This window comes from Pseudoflavonifractor sp. 60 (assembly GCF_009911645.1).
Classification (GTDB): domain Bacteria; phylum Bacillota; class Clostridia; order Oscillospirales; family Oscillospiraceae; genus Lawsonibacter.
The window spans coordinates 1-17,106 of record NZ_QWKI01000073.1; the positions used below are offsets into that span (position 1 = coordinate 1).

A 17,106-nucleotide genomic window follows, 5' to 3' on the forward strand; every position below is an offset into this window, starting at 1 on the left:
GCGGAACTCTTTCTTAAACCCTCCTGACTCCTCCTTTTTCTTTTTTGTTGCACTTCATTGACAATCTGCCGTGCCCCAGTGCGCACACTGGGGTGGGGGATTGTTTTAGGAGCATATCTTCTATTTCAGATTCCAAATAGAAGTAATGCCGCAAAACAATTCCCACAGTTTCGAGGAGAGCCTTTTCCGAGGGGATCTTTGGGCCCACCGATTGAGGCCCAGTCCCAGCTTGAGACCATAGGCGAAGGAAATGCAGTTGGCGGTATCCAGCAGATCGGCAATTTCAGTGGGCAGGTCACCGCCAGGGAAGAGGGCGAGGCATTGAGAAAGCAGTTCTGTGTACTCGGGAAATGTCTCAAAGTCCAAATGTCTGCGATCTATTTCGTCATAGAAGAAATCTTTCAGTTGTTCATTCATTATTTATCACCCCACTAAAAGAATATCTCCATAATACATCCTTTTAGTGGTGTTGTCAAGGGGGCTTCTATGTTTCATAAGGATTTATATGGGCTCCGCCTGAAAAAACTGCGTACACAGACGGGAGAGAAACAGGCCGACCTCGCACAACTGCTGGGCGTAAAGCCGAACCAGGTTGTAGAGATGGAAAATGGCCGCAAGACCACAACCTTTGAGAAACTGACTATCATTTGCCAGCACTACAACGTATCCGCCGATTACCTGCTGGGTCTGATTGACGAACCCAGGCCGCTGAAGTAGGGGCCGCGCCCTGCGCATGATCTCTGGCGGGAAGCACACTGCCGCAAAACAGAAAAGAGGGAAAGCTATGAAAATCATCGTAGACGCCATGGGAGGGGACAACGCGCCCCAGGCCCCGGTTATGGGAGCCATCCAGGCCAATAAGGAGTACGGGGTTGACGTCATCCTGGTGGGCCGGGGGGAGGACATCTTGAAGACGCTGGCGGATAACGGCATCAGCGACCTGCCCGCCGGGGTTGAGGTATCCCACGCCAGCGAAGTGGTGGAGATGTGCGACGACCCGGCCACTGCCTTTCGCAAAAAGAAGGACTCCTCTCTGACGGTGGGGCTGACCCTGCTGAAAAACGGCGCAGGGGACGCCTTTGTCTCCGCCGGGTCCACGGGTGCGCTGCTGTCGGGGGCCACGCTGGTGACCAAGCGCATTAAGGGCATTCGCCGGGCGGCGCTGGCTCCTGTGGTGCCCACGGGGAACGGCGGCGCGGTGCTCATCGACTGCGGGGCCAACGCCGAGTGTCCCCCGGAGTACTTACTCCAGTTCGCCTACATGGGCTCCTACTACGCGGAGAAGGTGCTGGGGCGGACCAGGCCCAAGGTAGGTCTGCTGAACATTGGCGCGGAGCCCTCCAAGGGGACGGCGCTCCAGACCACTGTCCACCCCATGCTGGAGGCGGCGGGGGAGGCCGGGCGCATCAACTTCGTGGGCAACGTGGAGGCCCGTGAGGCGGTGGAGGGCGCGGTGGACGTGATTGTGGCCGATGGCTACTCTGGAAATATCTTCCTGAAGACCATGGAGGGCACCGGCCTCTTCCTGGCTAGGGAGATTAAGAAGATGTTCAAGAAGAATTTGACGACCAAGCTGTCCGCCCTCCTGGTGTCCGGGGGGCTGAGGGACTTTAAGAAGCTGATGGACTCCAGCGAGGTGGGGGGCACCGCCCTGCTGGGGATCTCCAGGCCGGTCATCAAGGCCCACGGCTCCTCTGACGCCTACGCCATCCAGAACGCTGTGCGCCAGGCCCGGGACTTTGCCGCCTCCGGACTGATTGAGGACATTACCAACAATATCAACGTTATGCGCCTGGAGGCCCCCGCCCCCTCCGCAGAATAAAAAAGACAGCGAACTTCGGAGAAAGGTCCGGAGTTCGCTGTTTTGTGCGCAGGAAACAAGCAGAGCGGGTTCTAATTGTCGCCGCGGAGGATATTCTGGGCGTAGTTTTTCAGGCTGGAGAAGGAATTGATGTGGCTGGGGCGGGTTCTGATCTGCTCCCTGGCGTAGTCGGGAAGGGTTTCAAAGTAGTGCTGGGCATCCGGGTCACCCTGGAGCAGCGCGTTTAGATCGGGGTAGCTCATTGCAAATCACCTCCGGGCTAGGATGCGCTCCCGGCGGGAAAATATTCATCCTGCCGCCGCCCGCTTCAATTCCTCCAGGTTGCCGGACTGAATGGCGTTGATGCTGGCGGCAATTTTTTCCTGGGGCCAGTCCCACCAGTGCAGCTCCAGCAGCTGGGCGATGTCCTCCTCGGAGAAGCGCTTGCGGATGGGTTTGGCCGGGACGCCGCCCACAATGGTGTACGGGGGAACGTCTTTAGTGACCACCGCCCGGGCGCCGACAATGGCCCCGTCTCCGATGGTGACGCCGGAGAGGATCACCGCCTCGTAGCCGATCCACACGTCGCTGCCCACCACAATGTCCCCCCGGTTGTCCCAGGCCTCCGGGATGCGCGCCACGTCCAGGTCCCACTCCTCAAAGAGGACGGGGAAGATGTAGGTGGACAGGGACCGCTGGGTGTGGTTGGCACTGTTGAAGATGAACTTGGCTCCGCAGGCGATGGAGCAGAACTTGCCGATGACCAGCTTTTCCTGATTGATGGGGTAGTGGTAGAGCACGTTGTTGCGCTGAAAATCCCGGGGGTCGTGGACAAAGTCGTCATAGATGGTGTAGTCCCCCACGGTGATGGAGGGGTCGGTCACCACATTTTGCAGATAGACCGTACTGTGGCCCTGGGAACGGGGATAGATTTTCCATTGCGGGATCATTTTGTTACCTCCTGATTGATTTTTAGTCCATGATCCCGCTGAGCACAATGCACCGCTTCACGCATACCGCCTCCTTGCCGCACAGGCTGTTATCGCTTGTTGCCCCGGTAGTTGCCCCGGCCCTGCACTCTTCTGCCGCCCACACCGGCCCGGGGGCGGCGTTTGCGGAGGACCAGCAGGTTCAGGGCGGCAATCCCCACCACCACCGCTCCGGCGATGAGGGCCAGCTTCACGCCAGTGGTCTGGAAAAAGTCAAAAAACTGCTGCTTTTTATAGAGCAGATCGGAGCGCTCCACCGAAGTGACCGCCACCAGATCCAGGGTCCCGTAGACCTCGTCCCCGTAGTACAGCGTCATGGTCCCCATCACCTGGCCCGCCTCCACTGGGGCCTCCACCGTGTCGGAGAAGAGGGTGATGCGGCTCTCAATGTCGTCCAGGTCCATGGACTTGGGCAGGGTGCGGGTGATGGAGCCCTGGGGCTTCACATTGACCTCATCGGCCTGGCGGGACATGGTGACCTTTACCTTGTCCACAGGCTCGCCCTCCTTGGTGATGGTGACCCGGTGGAAGTTGGAAAAGCCGTACTCCAGCAGCCGCTTGCTCTCAATGAGCTGGCCCTGTTTCAGGTCGGACTGACCGGGGACCTCCATAGGGCCGGAGCCTAAAATGACCGAGATGAGCAGCTCATCCCCGTCCTCGGCGGCGGCCACCAGACAGCGGCCTGCGGCGTCGGTGTTGCCCGTCTTGCCGCCGATGCATTTGTCGTATACGTAGCCCAGGTACCAGTTGTTGGAAATCAGACCGTTGGTGTTGAAGAAGTACCGCTCCTTGGACAGGTTGGTGGGGGGAACGGTGTAGGCGGCGGTCTTGATAATGGTGCGGAACAGGTCGTACTCCAGGGCGGCCTGCATCATAATGGCCAGGTCGTAGGCGGTGGAGTAGTGGTCCTCGCTGTGCAGACCGTATGTATTGGTAAAGTGGGTCCCCTGGCAGCCCAGTTCCCCCGCCCTCCGGTTCATGTGGGCCACAAAGTCCTCAATGGTGCCGTCCACCGCCTCCGCCAGTGCGTTGGCCGCGTCGCAGGAGGAGGGGAGCATCATGCAGTAGAGCAGATTTTCTATAGAGATCTGCTCCCCCGCCTTGAAGCTGCTGATGACGTAGGCGGAGGGGATGCCCTGGATGGCCGTCTCGCTGATGGTGACCACGGTGCCCGGCATGAGGACCCCTGTCTCAATGGCCTCCATCACCAGCAGAGCGGTCATAATCTTGGTGGTGCTGGCGGGGTAGGCCCTTTCATTGGCCTTCATGTCGTAGAGCAATTCGTTGTGGTTGGCGTCCAGCAGAGCCGCGTGGGTGCAGAAGAGGTCCAGATCCTCCTGGCCCGCGGCGGACGCCGGGAGCAGCAGAGGGACGATGACGGCCAGAAACAGGAAGAACGAAAGGAAGCGATATTTTTTCATAGGAAAATCTCCATTGGTGTGTTATAATGATAGAAGTGTACCGCAGGGACGGGAAAAAGGCAATTAAGAACTTCTTAAAAAATTCTCACAAATTTCTTGCCCCCTATTATAACAAAGGGCGGGCTGGGACGCAAGGGGGAAGCGCGGATGGAAGTGAAATCCAGATATGCCCGGGCGGTGCTGGCCCTGCTGGCGGGCTTTCTCCTGTTCTGCGCTGGGGGATACTGGGGCCAGCAGACCAGCCCGGAGCCCTGGCGGGTCACGGTCCAGCGGCTGCCGGAGACGAGCGGCCCAGAGGAGGCGGAGCCCCAGGAGGAGGCCGTCCGTCCGGACAGTCTTCTCCCCGGGGAGGTCATCGACGTGAACACGGCGGATGAGTATGACCTCCAGCGTCTGCCGGGCATTGGGGAGAAGCGGGCCAGGGACATTGTAGCCTGGCGGGAGGCGCACGGCCCGTTTCAGACGGTGGACGAGCTGGAGCAGGTCTCCGGCATCGGGCCGGCCACGGTGGCGGGCCTGCGGGAGTACGCCTCAGCGGGTCCGGACTAATGAAAGATGATAGGAGCTCATGTATGGCGAAGATATTAGTGGTAGACGACGAACAGGTGCTGGTGAAGGGCATCAAGTTCAACCTGGAGCACGAGGGCTACCAGGTGGAGACGGGCTGTGATGGCGAGCAGGCGGTGGAGCTGGCCCGGGAGGGCAGCTTTGACCTGATCCTGCTGGACCTGATGATGCCCAAAATTGACGGGCTCCAGGCCTGTATGCGCATTCGGGAGTTCTCCAACGTCCCCATTATCATGCTCACGGCCAAGGGGGAGGACACGGACAAGATTATGGGCTTTGAGTACGGCGCCGACGACTATGTCACCAAGCCCTTCAATATCCTGGAGCTGAAGGCCCGGGTCCGGGCGCTGCTGCGGCGGTCCGGGGCGGCGGAGCAGAAGAGGGGAGAGGCAACCCTGGAGGCGGGGCACATCAAGCTGGACACCGCCGCCCGGGCCGCTTGGCGGGATGGGACCCCGGTGGAGCTGACCGCCAAGGAGTTTGACCTGATGGAGCTGCTTCTGCGCAATCCGGGCCGGGTGTACAGCCGGGAAAATCTGCTGAACGTGGTCTGGGGCTATGAGTACATCGGCGATTACCGCACCGTGGATGTCCATGTCCGCCGCCTGCGGGAGAAGCTGGAGCTGGACCCCGCCAACCCGGAGTATATCCGCACCAAGTGGGGGGTTGGGTACTACCTGGCGAAGCTGTGATATTCTCTTCTTTTCTTGTAAGAAAAGAAGCAAAAGAACTTTTTCCTCGCTCTGATGGATTTGTGATGGGTTCTGGCTGTTCGCCCGGTGACGGCGGCGTTTGCTTGTCAAAGTTGGATTTTAAGGAAGCAAAAGAGCGTTTTCGCCGCTCTGATGGATTTGTGATGAGCTCCGGCTGTTCGCCCGGTGACGGCGGAGCTTGCTTGATTGTTGGGCTTGGAGTTTGTGGAGCCCGCTGCGGGCAAGGGGAAATGTTTCAGGAGGAGGCGTTTTTTACGAACAACAAAAACAAGGTCCCATTTTTCGCCTCTCTTCAAATGAAGTATGCCATGAGCTATCTGGTGATCTTTGCGGTGGTGCTGGTGCTGCTGAACACCTACCCGGTGATGGCGTCCCAGGACCTGCTGTTTGCCTCCAAGCGGGACTCGCTGAAGAGCCAGGCGGCGGTGATGGCCTCGGCGCTGATGGAGCTGGAATCCCTGTCCGCCGACCAGGTGGCCCGGGTTATGAACATGCTGGACAGCATGGGGCTCAAGCGGATTCTGGTCACCGACCCGGCGGGGCTGATCCTCTACGACAGCGCCAGAGCGGAGGAGGAACAGCCCAACGGGGAGACAGAGCAGCCGCTGGAATACCGCTATGCCCTGTACCAGGAGGTGGCGGCCGCCCTGGGAGGCAGTGATGTGGCCTACTCCCGCTACGCAAATCGCACTTTCACCTCCACCGCCGCCTGCCCCATCGTCTACCGGGGGATGGTCATTGGAGCCATTTACATTCTGGAGGTGGACGAGGTCCAGGGCTCATTACTGCTCAGCCTCCAGGAAAATCTGCGCAACATCTCCCTGGTCATTGCGGCGGTGACCTTAGTCATGTCCGCCCTGTTCTCCAAAATGCTTACCGCCCGTATTGCCGCCCTGCTACGGGCCATCCGCATTGTGGGGGAGGGGGAGTACGGCCACCGTCTTCAGCCCGTGGGGCGGGACGAGCTGGCTCAGCTGGCGGGGGAGTTCAACCAGCTCACCGACCGCCTCCAGACCACCGAGGAGGTCCGCCGCCGCTTTGTCTCCGACGCCAGCCACGAGCTGAAGACCCCTCTGGCCTCCATCCGTCTGCTGGCCGACTCCATTTTGCAGACCAGTGAGATGGACCCGGAGGTGGTGCGGGATTTTGTGGGGGATATCGGCGCTGAGGCGGAGCGGCTCACCCGGATCACGGAACACCTGCTGGCCCTCACCCGGCTGGACAGCCTGCCGGTGGGGGAGGAGTGGGCGGTGGACGTGGCCCAGGTGACCCAGCGGGCCATTGCTATGCTCCAGCCGGTGGCCGATGCCGCCGGAGTCACGGTGAAGCAAAATCTCAGGGCGGACTGTCTGATCTCCTGTACGGAGGACGATCTGTCCCAAATCAGCTTCAATCTGATTGAAAACGCCATCAAGTACAACTGCCGGGGAGGCAAGGTCTTTGTCACGGTGTACCAGGATGGAGACCAGGTTCTGCTGGAGGTGGGGGACACCGGCGTAGGCATTCCCGAGGAGGATCTGCCCAAGGTGTTCAACCGCTTCTACCGGGTTGACAAGGCCCGCTCCCGGGCGGCGGGGGGCACCGGCCTGGGGCTGTCCATTGTTCGGGACACGGTGCGCCGTCACGGCGGCTGGGTTACCGCCCGGCCCCGGAATCCGGAGGGCAGCGTGTTTACCGCTGGCTTTCCCCGATACCTCCCGCCGCCTGAGAGAAAGGAGGGAGCTCATTGAAAGCCTATCTGTGCTTGCTGGCGGCCCTGGCGCTGGTCCTGGCCGCCTGTGGAACCCAGGAGAAGCAGGCGGCGGCGGAGGGGGTCCAGCTCTGGTTTGCCGTGGACGCCCGCCAGCCGGACTACGGCCACGGCCCCGCTCTGGCCTGCGAGCCCTATCAGCCTCCGGAGAGCCAGATCGGGACTCCGGAGGGCGAGAGCGACCCCAATCCCGGCGCCCTGCTGGAGGCCCTCATGAACGGCCCCAAAGACCCGGAACTTACCTCCCCCTTCCCCCGGGGGCTGACCTTTCAATGGTGGGAGTGGGACCCGGACAACCCTGGAACCCTTCGGGTTGGGATGTCAGAGCAGTACGGCGGCCTGACTGACATCTCTCTCACCCTGGCGGACTACTGTATTGTCCTCACCCTGAGCCAGCTTGAGGGGGTTGAGACCGTGGAAATTACAGCCAGAGGCCGCCAGGTCAGCTACCGCAGCCACCAGGTCCTGTCCGCAGAGGAGGCGGTGCTGTGGGACGAGCTGGCGGGGGAAACGGCCGCTCCGTGACCGAAAGAAAGGAAGTACGACAACATGAAAAAGCTGTTTACCATGATACGCCGGGGAAATCTGGACGAGGTGGCCCGGATTCTGGACAAAAACCCGGACCTGATCTCCTGCCTGGCCAAGGCCCCGCCCAAAAAGGACGACGGACAGTCTCCCCTGATGGTGGCCATCAAAAGCGACCACTTGGAGGTGGCCCACCTGCTGCTGGACCGGGGAGCGGATGTGAACTTTGCGGATGCCATCAACCCCTATGGCATCAATTTCTCCGCGCCCATCTGGTATGACGCCATTGTCCAGTGCTTCATGCGGGCGGGGCATACGGTGGGCCCCGGCCCGGAGCGGAGCCGCGGCTATTTCCTGCTGCTGCGCCGCCTGCTGGACATGGGGATGGACCCCAACCGGAAGACCTCCCACCGCCTCAATGCCTGGCAGCACGCCCTGGAGCAGTACGACCAGTTTGCCCGCAAGTCTTATCCCAGCTACTATGTGGAGGAGAGTAAGGCGGAGAACCGCCAGCTGCGGGAGATGCTCAAGGCGGTGCTGGACGAGCTTTTGAAGCATGGGGCGGACATCCACGATTTCATACCGCCCAATGAGGAGGGCCTGTCCCAGGTCTCGGTGATCCTGCGGAACCTGGAGGAGGGCCGGGAGCTGCTGGACGGACTGTATGGCCTGGACCCGGACTCCAACGCGTTCACGCCCTCCCTAACGGTGGAGGACTACCGCCAGATGTACGAGATCAAGTGGCGGGAGCTGGAGCCTGTCCTCCGGGCCTATTACCAGTGAGGTGGGGCTACGGTGAGCGTTTCGATGATTGTCTTAAAACCCATCGAAGGATTTCAATATGCGGATGTTTTGCATAGCGTCCAACAGGCGTCCAGCAGAGCCGGGATACACTGTATTCATGTCAACACCTGTTTTAATGAACAGGGTGAGCTTGAAACCCTGGACGGTGTGTTGTCAGAGGTGGACACAGAGACCCTTCAATCCAATTTTGAGCGGGGCATTCATACCAGGACCTGCGGTTTCAGCATTGAGAGGCCAACAGACACCTCCTATGACAGCTTTACCTGGCTGGTTCAGAAGAAAAATTATTTTTGGGCCCTTGACCTGCAATATCTGAGCGGTGACTTCAACTTTGCCTTTCAATTCTGCGCCCAATATTTTAATCTGGAGGAGAACAGCCGGGATTATTTGTGGATCGATGATACAGAATGGGTCTACTCTGCGGAGGATATGATATGGCTGAGCCGTCAGCCCTACCGCCCGGAGTGGTCATATCAAAAGCTCACAGAGGAAAAAACTTGACAACCCTCCCGATATCCGGTAATCTAATGCAGTGATTTTAACGAAAGAAGGCGTTCACCATGAGCGATTACAAAATCAGTACCAAGTGCGTTCAGGGGGGCTACACGCCCGGCAACGGCGAGCCCCGGCAGATTCCCATTATCCAGTCCACCACCTTTAAATATGCCACCAGCGAGGATATGGGCAAGCTCTTCGATCTGGAGGCCAGCGGCTATTTCTATACCCGCCTCCAGAACCCCACTAACGACATGGTGGCGGCCAAGATCTGCGACATGGAGGGGGGGACCGCCGCTATGCTCACCTCCTCCGGCCAGGCGGCCAACTTCTATGCCATCTTCAACATCGCCAACTGCGGCGACCATGTGGTGGCCTCCTCCACCATCTACGGCGGCACCTACAACCTCTTCCATGTCACCATGCGGAAGATGGGCATTGACTTCACCTTCGTCTCCCCTGACTGCACCGAGGAGGAGCTGAACGCCGCTTTCCGGCTCAACACCAAGGCGGTCTTCGGCGAGACCATCGCCAATCCCGCCCTCACCGTACTGGACATTGAGAAGTTCGCCAAGGCCGCCCACAGCCACGGTGTCCCGCTGATTATCGACAACACCTTTGCGACCCCCGTAAACTGCCGGCCCTTTGAGTGGGGCTGCGATATCGTCACCCACTCCACCACCAAGTATATGGACGGCCATGGCGCAGGGGTGGGCGGCTGTATTGTGGACAGCGGCAAGTTCGACTGGATGGCGCACAAGGAAAAGTTCCCCGGCCTGACGACCCCCGACGACAGCTACCATGGCATTACCTACGCCGAGAAGTTCGGCCAGGGCGGCGCTTTCATCACAAAGGCTACAGCCCAGCTCATGCGGGACTTCGGCTCCATCCAGTCCCCTCAGAACGCCTTTTTGCTGAACCTGGGCCTGGAGAGCCTCCATGTCCGGATGCCCCGCCACTGTGAAAACGCCCTGGCGGTGGCCCAATATCTCAAAGCCAACCCCAAAATCAGCTTTGTCACCTACCCCGGCCTGGAGGGGGACAAGTACTACGACCTGGCCCAAAAGTATATGCCCAACGGCACCTGCGGCGTGGTGTCCTTCGGCTTCAAGGGCGGGCGCGGGGCCGCAGAGACCTTTATGAAGCACCTGCGTCTGGCCGCCATCGAGACCCACGTGGCCGACGCCCGCACCTGCACCCTCCATCCCGCCTCCGCGACCCACCGGCAGATGAACGACGAGGAGCTGGCGGCGGCCGGCATTACCCCCGATCTGGTCCGCTTCTCCTGCGGCATTGAGGACGCCGCTGATCTGATCGCCGATATTGAACAGGCCCTGGCCCAGGTGTAAAGAAAAGGAAGACGCTGCCGTCTCCCACCGGGAAGGAGGGGGCGGCGGTGAAGAGGTGTTATCATGAAAAATGCTGGAACGGTTTTGCTGTATAACTGCTCCGGGGAGAAGTTCTCCAAGCTGAAGCAGATTTTTGCCATGCTCCGCCTGCGGATGCGGGTGGTGGGTCCCGACCGCTACCATATATCGCTGGAGGAGCTGGCCCAGGGGAAGGGGGAGCCCGGCGAAGCGGCTCAGCCCCTGCCCGAGTCGATGCTGGTCTTCTGCGGTATGGGCCAGGCCCTGCTGAACCAGGTGCTGGAGGTGATCCGAGTCGCCAACCTGCCCCCCATTCCCCTGAAAGCGGTGCTCACCGAGACCAACCGCCAGTGGAATACCATCCAGCTCCATGAGGAGCTGTGCAAAGAGCGGGAGGCCATGGCAGCACAAAAAGAAGAAAAAGCATAAAACTTTAAATTTCCCGTTGACAAATTCCTCCGGAAACAGTATAATAAGCAAGCGGTCTGATGAATGACCGCAGTTTGCGGCTGTGCTGGAATTGGTAGACTGGCAAGCTTGAGGTGCTTGTGTCCGGATGGGCGTACGGGTTCGACTCCCGTCAGCCGCACCAATCCCTGAATCCTTGTCTCTCAAGGATTCAGGGATTTTTCAAAATTACGGGATTGTTGTAATTCCAGAAGGAGCTGATCCTCCATGGTAAAAGTCAATGAAAATTTTTTAAAGCTGCCCGGCAGCTATCTGTTCTCTGAGGTGGCCCGGCGCATCAGCGTCTACACCGCCGCCCACCCGGAGGCAAATATCATTAAACTGTCCATTGGCGACGTGACCCGCCCCCTGGTCCCGGAGGTCATCCGCGCCATGCACGCCGCAGTAGACGAGATGGGGGCGGCGGAGACCTTTCGGGGCTACGGCCCGGAGCAGGGCTACGAGTTCCTGCGGGAGGCCATCGCCCAGCACGACTACAAGGCCCGGGGGGTTGATATCCAGCCCGGGGAGATCTTTGTTTCGGACGGTGCCAAGAGCGACTGCGGCAACATCGGCGATATCTTCGGCGTGGACAACGTGGTAGCGGTGTGCGACCCGGTGTACCCCGTCTATGTGGACACCAACGCGATGGCCGGCCGGGCAGGGGAGTATCAGGAGGCCCTGGGCAAGTGGAACCAGCTGGTCTATATGCCCTGCGTGGAGGAGAACGGCTTCTCTCCTGAGCCTCCCAAGGAGATCCCTGATATTATCTACCTGTGCTCCCCCAACAATCCCACCGGCGCAGTCATCAGCCAGGAGAAACTGAAGGTGTGGATTGACTACGCCAACGCCCACGGCTCTGTGATCCTCTATGACTCCGCCTATGAGGCCTTCATCACCAGCGAGAATGTCCCCCACACCATCTTTGAGATCGAAGGGGCGCGCACCTGTGCCATTGAGTTCCGGTCCTTCTCCAAAACCGCCGGCTTTACCGGCAACCGCTGCGCCTACACCGTGGTGCCCATGGAGCTGGAGCGGGGGGGCGTGAAGCTGAATACCCTGTGGAACCGCCGCCAGACCACCAAGTTTAACGGCGTGCCCTATGTGGTCCAGCGGGGGGCCGCCGCCGTCTATACCCCCGAGGGGCGGAAGCAGATTATGGCCAATATCGACTACTACCGGGAGAATGCCCGGGTCATCCGGGAGGGCCTGTCCTCCGCCGGTCTGACTTGCTTCGGCGGGGTTGACGCCCCCTATATCTGGCTGAAAACCCCCGACGGCGTGGGCTCCTGGGATTTCTTCGACCAGGTGCTGGACCGCGCCAACGTGGCTACCACTCCCGGTGCAGGCTTCGGCCCCAGCGGAGAGGGCTATATCCGCCTTACTGCCTTCGGCGATGCCCAGGCTACCCGGACCGCAGTGGAGCGGGTTGCAAATATGTTCCGGTGAGCGAACAGATTCCTTAGGGGGGCCCTCCCCAAGAGATGCGGAATTTCCTGTTATGTTCTTCCTTTGGTGGTATCAATGCGGCGGTGTGATGAGTTATAAATATTTCACATTTCGGCATTGACAAAGAATATGCGAAGTGATATATTTATAACACCCGTGAAGTTAAAAATATATCACATGGAGGAATAGAGCATGAAGTCGAAGGTTACCTTGAAGGAAATTGTGGGCACGAAAATTATTTATGCGGTGCTCCTGGTCTGCTATTACTGGATGTGGGCCAGACGGGACTGGCATGATTATTATGATACCATCCAAAGTGCGGTTGCCATATTCACCATTGTCTTTTTTGTGCTGCAGGCAGCCCGTATTCGAAAGTACAACAAGGAAGAAAAGGATGAACTGGCAATTCAAAATCTGCGCAGAACAGATGCAATCGGCTTGAAAATTATGATTACTGCCGCTATTATCATTGCCTTTGCGTGCGCGGTCCAATGTATTGATGGAACCCTGGCAGGCTATGCGCTTGTGGGATTGATATTGGTCCTGGCCGTGGTACGATTCATCATATTTTGTGTGATGGACAGCAAGGGAGTCTGATACGGCCGTTCAGCGGTCATAGGATTCATGGTCTTCTGCGTACCGGACAGTAAGGGAGTCTGATATGGCCCTTAAAACGAAGGTCAAAGAATTTCGGGAAAAAGCGGGATTGAAGCAAAGCGAATTGGCGGAATTGGTACACGCAAGGCGCGAGACCATTGTTCATCTGGAGAATGGGAGGTACAATCCGTCGCTGAAGCTGGCAATGGATATCGCCAAAGTGTTTCATGTGACGGTAGAAGAGCTGTTTGAATTTACCGAGGACTGATTCTGGCAATATTACAAGGAAATATTTCACCCCCTGACGCGGTTGCCTGCCCTCCGCGTCAGGGGGTGTTTTATGGTTCATATTTTGGGTTAGGCGATGAGGCCGCCAAAGAGGGACAGGAAGATGGGATTGTAGATGTCGTCAATAATCACGGCGAAGGAGGGGTAAAGGACCCAGGCGATGTTGTGCCAGCCGTACTGGTCCATAACGGCCTTTTCGTTGGCTACGGCGTTGGGCCCGGAGCCGCAGCCCCAGCCGCAGTTGCCGGCGGTCATCACTGCCGCGCCGTAGTCCCGGCCAAAGAGATTGAAGGAAATAAAGATGCCGAACAGAGCCATGAGAACCGCCTGGGCCGCCAGGACAACTCCCATCTGCCCAGCTACAGGGGCCAGCGCGGTAATGTCAATGGTCATCAGGACCAGGGCCAGGTAGAGCTCCAGGAACATATGCTCAATGGCGTCCACCTCGGGGGTGTAGAAGGGGATGTTGGCGGCCTCCATCACATTGCGGCCAATGGCCCCGGCGAAGAGGCAGCCAATAAATTTGGGCATTTCGATCATGGGGATATTGTCCAGCAGGCAGTAGATGGGCATACCCAGGGCGGCCAGCAGCAGACACATGGCGAACATAGAGATCATCCGGCTGTTGTTCAACTCCGAGGCCGCGCCGGATACTGCCGTGTCGGGCTTGTCGTTGGGGTCGGACTTCAAGTGGTGGCGGCTGATGAGGAATGCGGCCACCGGTCCGCCAATCAGAGATCCCATGATGTTGCCCAGAGTTCCGGCGGCAACCCCCACCGTTGTGGCGGACTCGGGGGCGCCCATTCGCTCGGTGAAGATGGGGCCGAAGGCGGAGGCAGTTCCAACCCCGCCGGACATGGCGGCGGAGGAGCACTGGAGGGCCAGCAGAGGGTGCAGGCCGATCACCTTGCCCACCAGGACGCCCACCACATCCTGGAGTGTGATGAGCAGGCAGGCGGCAACGGCGATTTTCACGCACAGACTGCCCCCGGCCCGTTTGAGCATCCGAGTGCTGAAGCCGAAGCCCACGCACAGAAAGAACAGGTTCTGGCACAGGTCCTTGACCACAGCGCTGTCAAAGGAGAGAGCGATGATGCCGCTGCCCTTGAGTAGGGAGACAGCGATAGAAAAAATCAGGCCGGAGACCACCGGGGCGGGGATGGCGAACTTGCGCAGAGGGGCGGAGTGGGACACAATGGCCCGCCCCAGGAAGATGACGATGGCCGCGAAGCCGAGGGTTGTCAGGTACTCAAATTTGAAGGAGCTGACCCCGCCAGGGGTATAGGTACCAAAGTAGCTGAGGAGTTTTACCGTCGTTTCTGACATGATGACACACCCTTTCCAGAAGGTAAAATAAAAAGACAAAGACGTTTTCAGAGTCCACATCTGAAAGACGTCTTTGCCTTTATGCCAAGCATTATATTCCATTCGGAAAGTGCTGTCAAGGGACGTATCGCCCAAAAATAGGGAGAAAATTTTGGAGGAAGCCACAAGAGACCGGGGCCAAACGGGTGTAAAAAATCCCCCGTGCCAGGCACGAGAGATCTTTTACAAGCCATATTCCATTACACAGCGCGGGTGACCTTACCGGAACGGAGGCATCTGGTGCAGACGTAGACGTGAGTGGGGGTACCATTCACGATTGCCTTAACCCGCTTCACGTTGGGCTTCCAGGTGCGGTTGGAGCGGCGGTGGGAGTGGGAAACCCTGATGCCAAAGGTCACGCCCTTGTCGCAGAATTCGCATTTGGCCATGTTGCTAACCTCCTCGCTATGAGAAATGATGAATTACCTTCAAAAAAGCTTCGACTGATATCATAACAGATATTCCCGGGAAATGCAAGTATTTTTTTCAATGCGGAGAAGAAATTTCAGAGAAAATACGAGGGAAAAGATTGGAAGAAAGCCAGCGCTTTATCTTGCCAGAACAGCGGTTTTGGTCTATAATTAGAGATACTCAATGGAAACGAGGTGGATTGTATTGTCAGAAAGCAACAACAGCGTGAAACTGGGCGAGATCATTCGGGAGTTCGACCTGGAAATTTTGCGGACTGGTCCCAACTATGAGAACGTGCCTCTGCGGGCGCTGGACATCAACCGGCCCGGCCTGCCCCTCACCGGTTTTTTTGAACACTTCGACACGGAGCGGCTGCTGCTCATCGGCCTGACGGAAAACACTTACCTGGAGGGGCTGTCCCCGGAACAGCGGCGGGAGAGCTTTGACCGGCTGCTGTCCTACCCGGTGCCCGCCCTGATCCTCACCCGGGGGCTGGACCCCTTCCCCGAGTGCTTGGAGATGGCGGAGAAGCACGACCGTACGGTGCTGCGCAGTACCCTCCAGACGTCCATTTTTATGAGTGCCCTGATTGGCAGCCTGTACAACCATCTGGCCCCCCAGATCACCCGCTCCGGCGTGATGCTGGAGGTCTACGGCGAGGGGGTTCTCATCCAAGGGGAGTCCGGCGTGGGTAAGAGCGAGGTGGCGATCGAGCTGCTGAAGCGGGGCCACCGGCTGGTGGCGGACGACGCGGTGGAGATCAAGGAGACCAGCCGTCACACTCTGATGGCCACCTCTCCGGAGCTGATCCGGGGCTATATGGAGCTGCGGGGCATTGGTGTTATTGACATTGGCCGCCTTCTGGGCATGGGCGCTATCAAGCCCTACCAGGAGATTGACCTGGTGGTCAGCCTGGAGCCCTGGGATGACAGTGCGGTGTATGACCGGTTTGGTCTGGAGTCCCACTTTACCGAAATTATGAGCGTCAGGATTCCCGTGGTCACCATCCCTGTGAAGCCGGGGCGCAATCTGGCCGCCATTGTGGAGGTGGCTGCCATGAACAACCGGAACCGGAAGATGGGACACAACGCGGCGCAGGAGCTGACCAACCGTATGGACAAGCTCTTTGCGGAACAGACAGAAGGAGGAGAAAACTAGTGTTTTACATTGGGATTGACGTAGGCGGCACCAATCTGGTGGCCGGTCTGGTGAATGAGTTGGGCCACATCTTCAACAAGGTGACAACCCCGGTGGGCAAGGACATGACAGCGGAGCAGTTCGGCGCCGAGCTGGTGCGGATGGCTAAGCGGCTGTGCGAGGTGGCGGAAATGGAGCTGGGCCAGGTGGAGTCGGTGGGCATCGGCCTGCCCGGCGCGGTGGACAACAAGGAGGGACTGTTTGTCCACAACCCCAATATGCCCTTCCGGGACAAGAATGTCCCCCTGCGGGAGATGTTCCACAAGGAGTGGGACGTCCCTGTCTACCTGGGCAACGACGCCAACTGTGCCGCCGTGGGCGAGTACTGGGCAGGCGCGGCCAAGGGCTGTGACCCGGCGGTGCTGGTCACCCTGGGCACCGGCATCGGCGGCGGCATGATTATTGACGGCAAGCTCTTTACCGGCTTTGCCAACTCGGGCATGGAGATCGGCCATATGATGATCCAGCCCAACGGTATCCTGTGCGGCTGCGGCAGCCGGGGCTGCTGGGAGCGGTACGGATCCGCCACTGCGCTGATCCAGATGGCCCGCCTGGAGATGGAGCGGGACCGGAGCAGTGAGATGTGGACGATTGTGGACGGGGACAGCTTTAAGGTCAGCGGCCGTACCCCCTTCCAGGCCGCCCGCCTGGGGGATGCCGCAGCAAAGCGGGTATTGTCCAAGTACTTACAGGGGCTGTCCGTGGGTATGATAAACATTGTAAATATCCTCCAGCCCGAGATCATCTGTCTGGGCGGCGGAGTGAGCAACGCCGAGGATGACCTGCTGCTGGCCCCCCTGCGGGATTTGGTCTGGCGGGGCAGCTTCGACAAGAACCATCATGTGCGCATCGAGAAAGCCTCCCTGGGCAACGACGCCGGTGTGGTGGGCGCGGCTCTGCTGTGCAACCTGGTGTAAGAA

The 17,106-nt window shown here is 59.0% G+C and carries 21 protein-coding genes and 1 tRNA gene; 16 read left to right on the forward strand and 6 right to left on the reverse strand.

Going from position 1 to position 17,106, the window contains the following annotated elements:
• Nucleotides 1-120: 120 nt before the first annotated feature.
• A complete protein-coding gene (locus tag D1646_RS08065) occupies nt 121-417 on the reverse strand; it encodes a hypothetical protein (RefSeq protein ID WP_160635967.1) in 297 nt (98 codons plus the stop codon).
• Between the two features lie 69 nt (nt 418-486).
• Between D1646_RS08065 and D1646_RS08070 the strand changes: the two genes are divergently transcribed.
• Both D1646_RS08070 and plsX read left to right on the forward strand, forming a co-directional pair.
• Nucleotides 487-717 (forward strand): helix-turn-helix transcriptional regulator, encoded by a 231-nt coding sequence (locus tag D1646_RS08070; protein ID WP_160635968.1) that lies wholly within the window; start codon nt 487-489, stop codon nt 715-717.
• A gap of 67 nt (nt 718-784) precedes the next feature.
• Nucleotides 785-1,822 (forward strand): phosphate acyltransferase PlsX, encoded by a 1,038-nt coding sequence (plsX, locus tag D1646_RS08075; protein WP_160635969.1) that lies wholly within the window; start codon nt 785-787, stop codon nt 1,820-1,822.
• Between the two features lie 71 nt (nt 1,823-1,893).
• Here plsX and D1646_RS08080 read toward each other — a convergent pair whose 3' ends face one another.
• The 3 genes from D1646_RS08080 to D1646_RS08090 form a co-directional block, all read right to left on the reverse strand.
• Nucleotides 1,894-2,064 carry a YdeI/OmpD-associated family protein gene (locus D1646_RS08080; protein WP_160635970.1) on the reverse strand — a complete coding sequence of 57 codons (171 nt, stop codon included), beginning with the start codon at nt 2,062-2,064 and terminating at the stop codon, nt 1,894-1,896.
• Nucleotides 2,065-2,109: 45 nt separating this feature from the next.
• Nucleotides 2,110-2,751 (reverse strand): CatB-related O-acetyltransferase, encoded by a 642-nt coding sequence (locus D1646_RS08085; protein ID WP_160635971.1) that lies wholly within the window; start codon nt 2,749-2,751, stop codon nt 2,110-2,112.
• An 89-nt stretch (nt 2,752-2,840) separates the two neighbouring features.
• A complete protein-coding gene (locus D1646_RS08090) occupies nt 2,841-4,211 on the reverse strand; it encodes a D-alanyl-D-alanine carboxypeptidase family protein (RefSeq protein ID WP_160635972.1) in 1,371 nt (456 codons plus the stop codon).
• Nucleotides 4,212-4,358: 147 nt separating this feature from the next.
• Here D1646_RS08090 and D1646_RS08095 point away from each other — a divergent pair, with 147 nt between their 5' ends.
• From D1646_RS08095 to D1646_RS08150, 12 genes are all read left to right on the forward strand, one after another.
• Complete coding sequence (locus D1646_RS08095) at nt 4,359-4,760, forward strand: ComEA family DNA-binding protein (RefSeq protein WP_160635973.1); 402 nt, start codon at nt 4,359-4,361, stop codon at nt 4,758-4,760.
• Nucleotides 4,761-4,783: 23 nt separating this feature from the next.
• Nucleotides 4,784-5,470 (forward strand): response regulator transcription factor, encoded by a 687-nt coding sequence (locus D1646_RS08100; RefSeq protein WP_160635974.1) that lies wholly within the window; start codon nt 4,784-4,786, stop codon nt 5,468-5,470.
• Nucleotides 5,471-5,799: 329 nt separating this feature from the next.
• Nucleotides 5,800-7,221 carry a HAMP domain-containing sensor histidine kinase gene (locus D1646_RS08105; RefSeq protein ID WP_243154081.1) on the forward strand — a complete coding sequence of 474 codons (1,422 nt, stop codon included), beginning with the start codon at nt 5,800-5,802 and terminating at the stop codon, nt 7,219-7,221.
• Nucleotides 7,218-7,766, forward strand: coding sequence for a GerMN domain-containing protein (locus D1646_RS08110; RefSeq protein WP_160635976.1), 549 nt, complete (start codon nt 7,218-7,220; stop codon nt 7,764-7,766). The genes D1646_RS08105 and D1646_RS08110 overlap by 4 nt, the downstream gene beginning before the upstream one ends.
• Nucleotides 7,767-7,790: 24 nt before the next feature.
• Nucleotides 7,791-8,549, forward strand: a complete 759-nt coding sequence (locus tag D1646_RS08115; protein ID WP_160635977.1) for an ankyrin repeat domain-containing protein — start codon at nt 7,791-7,793, stop codon at nt 8,547-8,549.
• A gap of 12 nt (nt 8,550-8,561) precedes the next feature.
• The gene (locus D1646_RS08120) at nt 8,562-9,071 is read left to right on the forward strand and encodes a hypothetical protein (RefSeq protein ID WP_160635978.1); all 510 of its coding nucleotides are present in this window, start codon (nt 8,562-8,564) and stop codon (nt 9,069-9,071) included.
• 59 nt (nt 9,072-9,130) lie between these two features.
• A complete protein-coding gene (locus D1646_RS08125) occupies nt 9,131-10,414 on the forward strand; it encodes an O-acetylhomoserine aminocarboxypropyltransferase/cysteine synthase family protein (RefSeq protein ID WP_160635979.1) in 1,284 nt (427 codons plus the stop codon).
• A gap of 63 nt (nt 10,415-10,477) precedes the next feature.
• Nucleotides 10,478-10,861 (forward strand): DUF3783 domain-containing protein, encoded by a 384-nt coding sequence (locus D1646_RS08130; protein ID WP_160635980.1) that lies wholly within the window; start codon nt 10,478-10,480, stop codon nt 10,859-10,861.
• Between the two features lie 76 nt (nt 10,862-10,937).
• Nucleotides 10,938-11,024 (forward strand) — tRNA-Leu (locus D1646_RS08135).
• Nucleotides 11,025-11,107: 83 nt separating this feature from the next.
• Entirely contained in the window at nt 11,108-12,328 is a 1,221-nt protein-coding gene (locus D1646_RS08140) for an LL-diaminopimelate aminotransferase (protein WP_160635981.1), read from the forward strand.
• A gap of 192 nt (nt 12,329-12,520) precedes the next feature.
• The gene (locus tag D1646_RS08145; protein WP_160635982.1) at nt 12,521-12,925 is read left to right on the forward strand and encodes a hypothetical protein; all 405 of its coding nucleotides are present in this window, start codon (nt 12,521-12,523) and stop codon (nt 12,923-12,925) included.
• A 64-nt stretch (nt 12,926-12,989) separates the two neighbouring features.
• Nucleotides 12,990-13,193 carry a helix-turn-helix transcriptional regulator gene (locus D1646_RS08150; RefSeq protein ID WP_160635983.1) on the forward strand — a complete coding sequence of 68 codons (204 nt, stop codon included), beginning with the start codon at nt 12,990-12,992 and terminating at the stop codon, nt 13,191-13,193.
• An 89-nt stretch (nt 13,194-13,282) separates the two neighbouring features.
• Here the strand turns inward: D1646_RS08150 and D1646_RS08155 are convergent, their stop codons facing one another.
• Complete coding sequence (locus D1646_RS08155; protein WP_160635984.1) at nt 13,283-14,539, reverse strand: sodium/glutamate symporter; 1,257 nt, start codon at nt 14,537-14,539, stop codon at nt 13,283-13,285.
• Nucleotides 14,540-14,778: 239 nt separating this feature from the next.
• Complete coding sequence (gene rpmB, locus D1646_RS08160) at nt 14,779-14,967, reverse strand: 50S ribosomal protein L28 (RefSeq protein ID WP_160635985.1); 189 nt, start codon at nt 14,965-14,967, stop codon at nt 14,779-14,781.
• A gap of 226 nt (nt 14,968-15,193) precedes the next feature.
• Between rpmB and hprK the strand changes: the two genes are divergently transcribed.
• Both hprK and D1646_RS08170 read left to right on the forward strand, forming a co-directional pair.
• On the forward strand, nt 15,194-16,147 hold the full coding sequence (gene hprK, locus D1646_RS08165; protein ID WP_243154082.1) for an HPr(Ser) kinase/phosphatase: 954 nt from the start codon (nt 15,194-15,196) through the stop codon (nt 16,145-16,147).
• On the forward strand, nt 16,147-17,103 hold the full coding sequence (locus D1646_RS08170) for an ROK family protein (protein ID WP_160635987.1): 957 nt from the start codon (nt 16,147-16,149) through the stop codon (nt 17,101-17,103). The genes hprK and D1646_RS08170 overlap by 1 nt, the downstream gene beginning before the upstream one ends.
• Nucleotides 17,104-17,106: the final 3 nt, after the last annotated feature.

Coding starts and splice junctions, on each gene's coding strand:
- D1646_RS08070 (WP_160635968.1), top strand. CDS start 487: ATGTTTCATAAGGATTTATATGGGCTCCGCCTGAAAAAACTGCGTACA.
- D1646_RS08150 (WP_160635983.1), top strand. CDS start 12,990: ATGGCCCTTAAAACGAAGGTCAAAGAATTTCGGGAAAAAGCGGGATTG.
- D1646_RS08090 (WP_160635972.1), bottom strand. CDS start 4,211: ATGAAAAAATATCGCTTCCTTTCGTTCTTCCTGTTTCTGGCCGTCATC.
- D1646_RS08095 (WP_160635973.1), top strand. CDS start 4,359: ATGGAAGTGAAATCCAGATATGCCCGGGCGGTGCTGGCCCTGCTGGCG.
- D1646_RS08125 (WP_160635979.1), top strand. CDS start 9,131: ATGAGCGATTACAAAATCAGTACCAAGTGCGTTCAGGGGGGCTACACG.
- rpmB (WP_160635985.1), bottom strand. CDS start 14,967: ATGGCCAAATGCGAATTCTGCGACAAGGGCGTGACCTTTGGCATCAGG.
- D1646_RS08130 (WP_160635980.1), top strand. CDS start 10,478: ATGAAAAATGCTGGAACGGTTTTGCTGTATAACTGCTCCGGGGAGAAG.
- D1646_RS08080 (WP_160635970.1), bottom strand. CDS start 2,064: ATGAGCTACCCCGATCTAAACGCGCTGCTCCAGGGTGACCCGGATGCC.
- D1646_RS08105 (WP_243154081.1), top strand. CDS start 5,800: ATGAGCTATCTGGTGATCTTTGCGGTGGTGCTGGTGCTGCTGAACACC.
- D1646_RS08085 (WP_160635971.1), bottom strand. CDS start 2,751: ATGATCCCGCAATGGAAAATCTATCCCCGTTCCCAGGGCCACAGTACG.
- D1646_RS08065 (WP_160635967.1), bottom strand. CDS start 417: ATGAATGAACAACTGAAAGATTTCTTCTATGACGAAATAGATCGCAGA.
- D1646_RS08115 (WP_160635977.1), top strand. CDS start 7,791: ATGAAAAAGCTGTTTACCATGATACGCCGGGGAAATCTGGACGAGGTG.
- D1646_RS08100 (WP_160635974.1), top strand. CDS start 4,784: ATGGCGAAGATATTAGTGGTAGACGACGAACAGGTGCTGGTGAAGGGC.
- D1646_RS08155 (WP_160635984.1), bottom strand. CDS start 14,539: ATGTCAGAAACGACGGTAAAACTCCTCAGCTACTTTGGTACCTATACC.
- D1646_RS08145 (WP_160635982.1), top strand. CDS start 12,521: ATGAAGTCGAAGGTTACCTTGAAGGAAATTGTGGGCACGAAAATTATT.
- plsX (WP_160635969.1), top strand. CDS start 785: ATGAAAATCATCGTAGACGCCATGGGAGGGGACAACGCGCCCCAGGCC.
- D1646_RS08140 (WP_160635981.1), top strand. CDS start 11,108: ATGGTAAAAGTCAATGAAAATTTTTTAAAGCTGCCCGGCAGCTATCTG.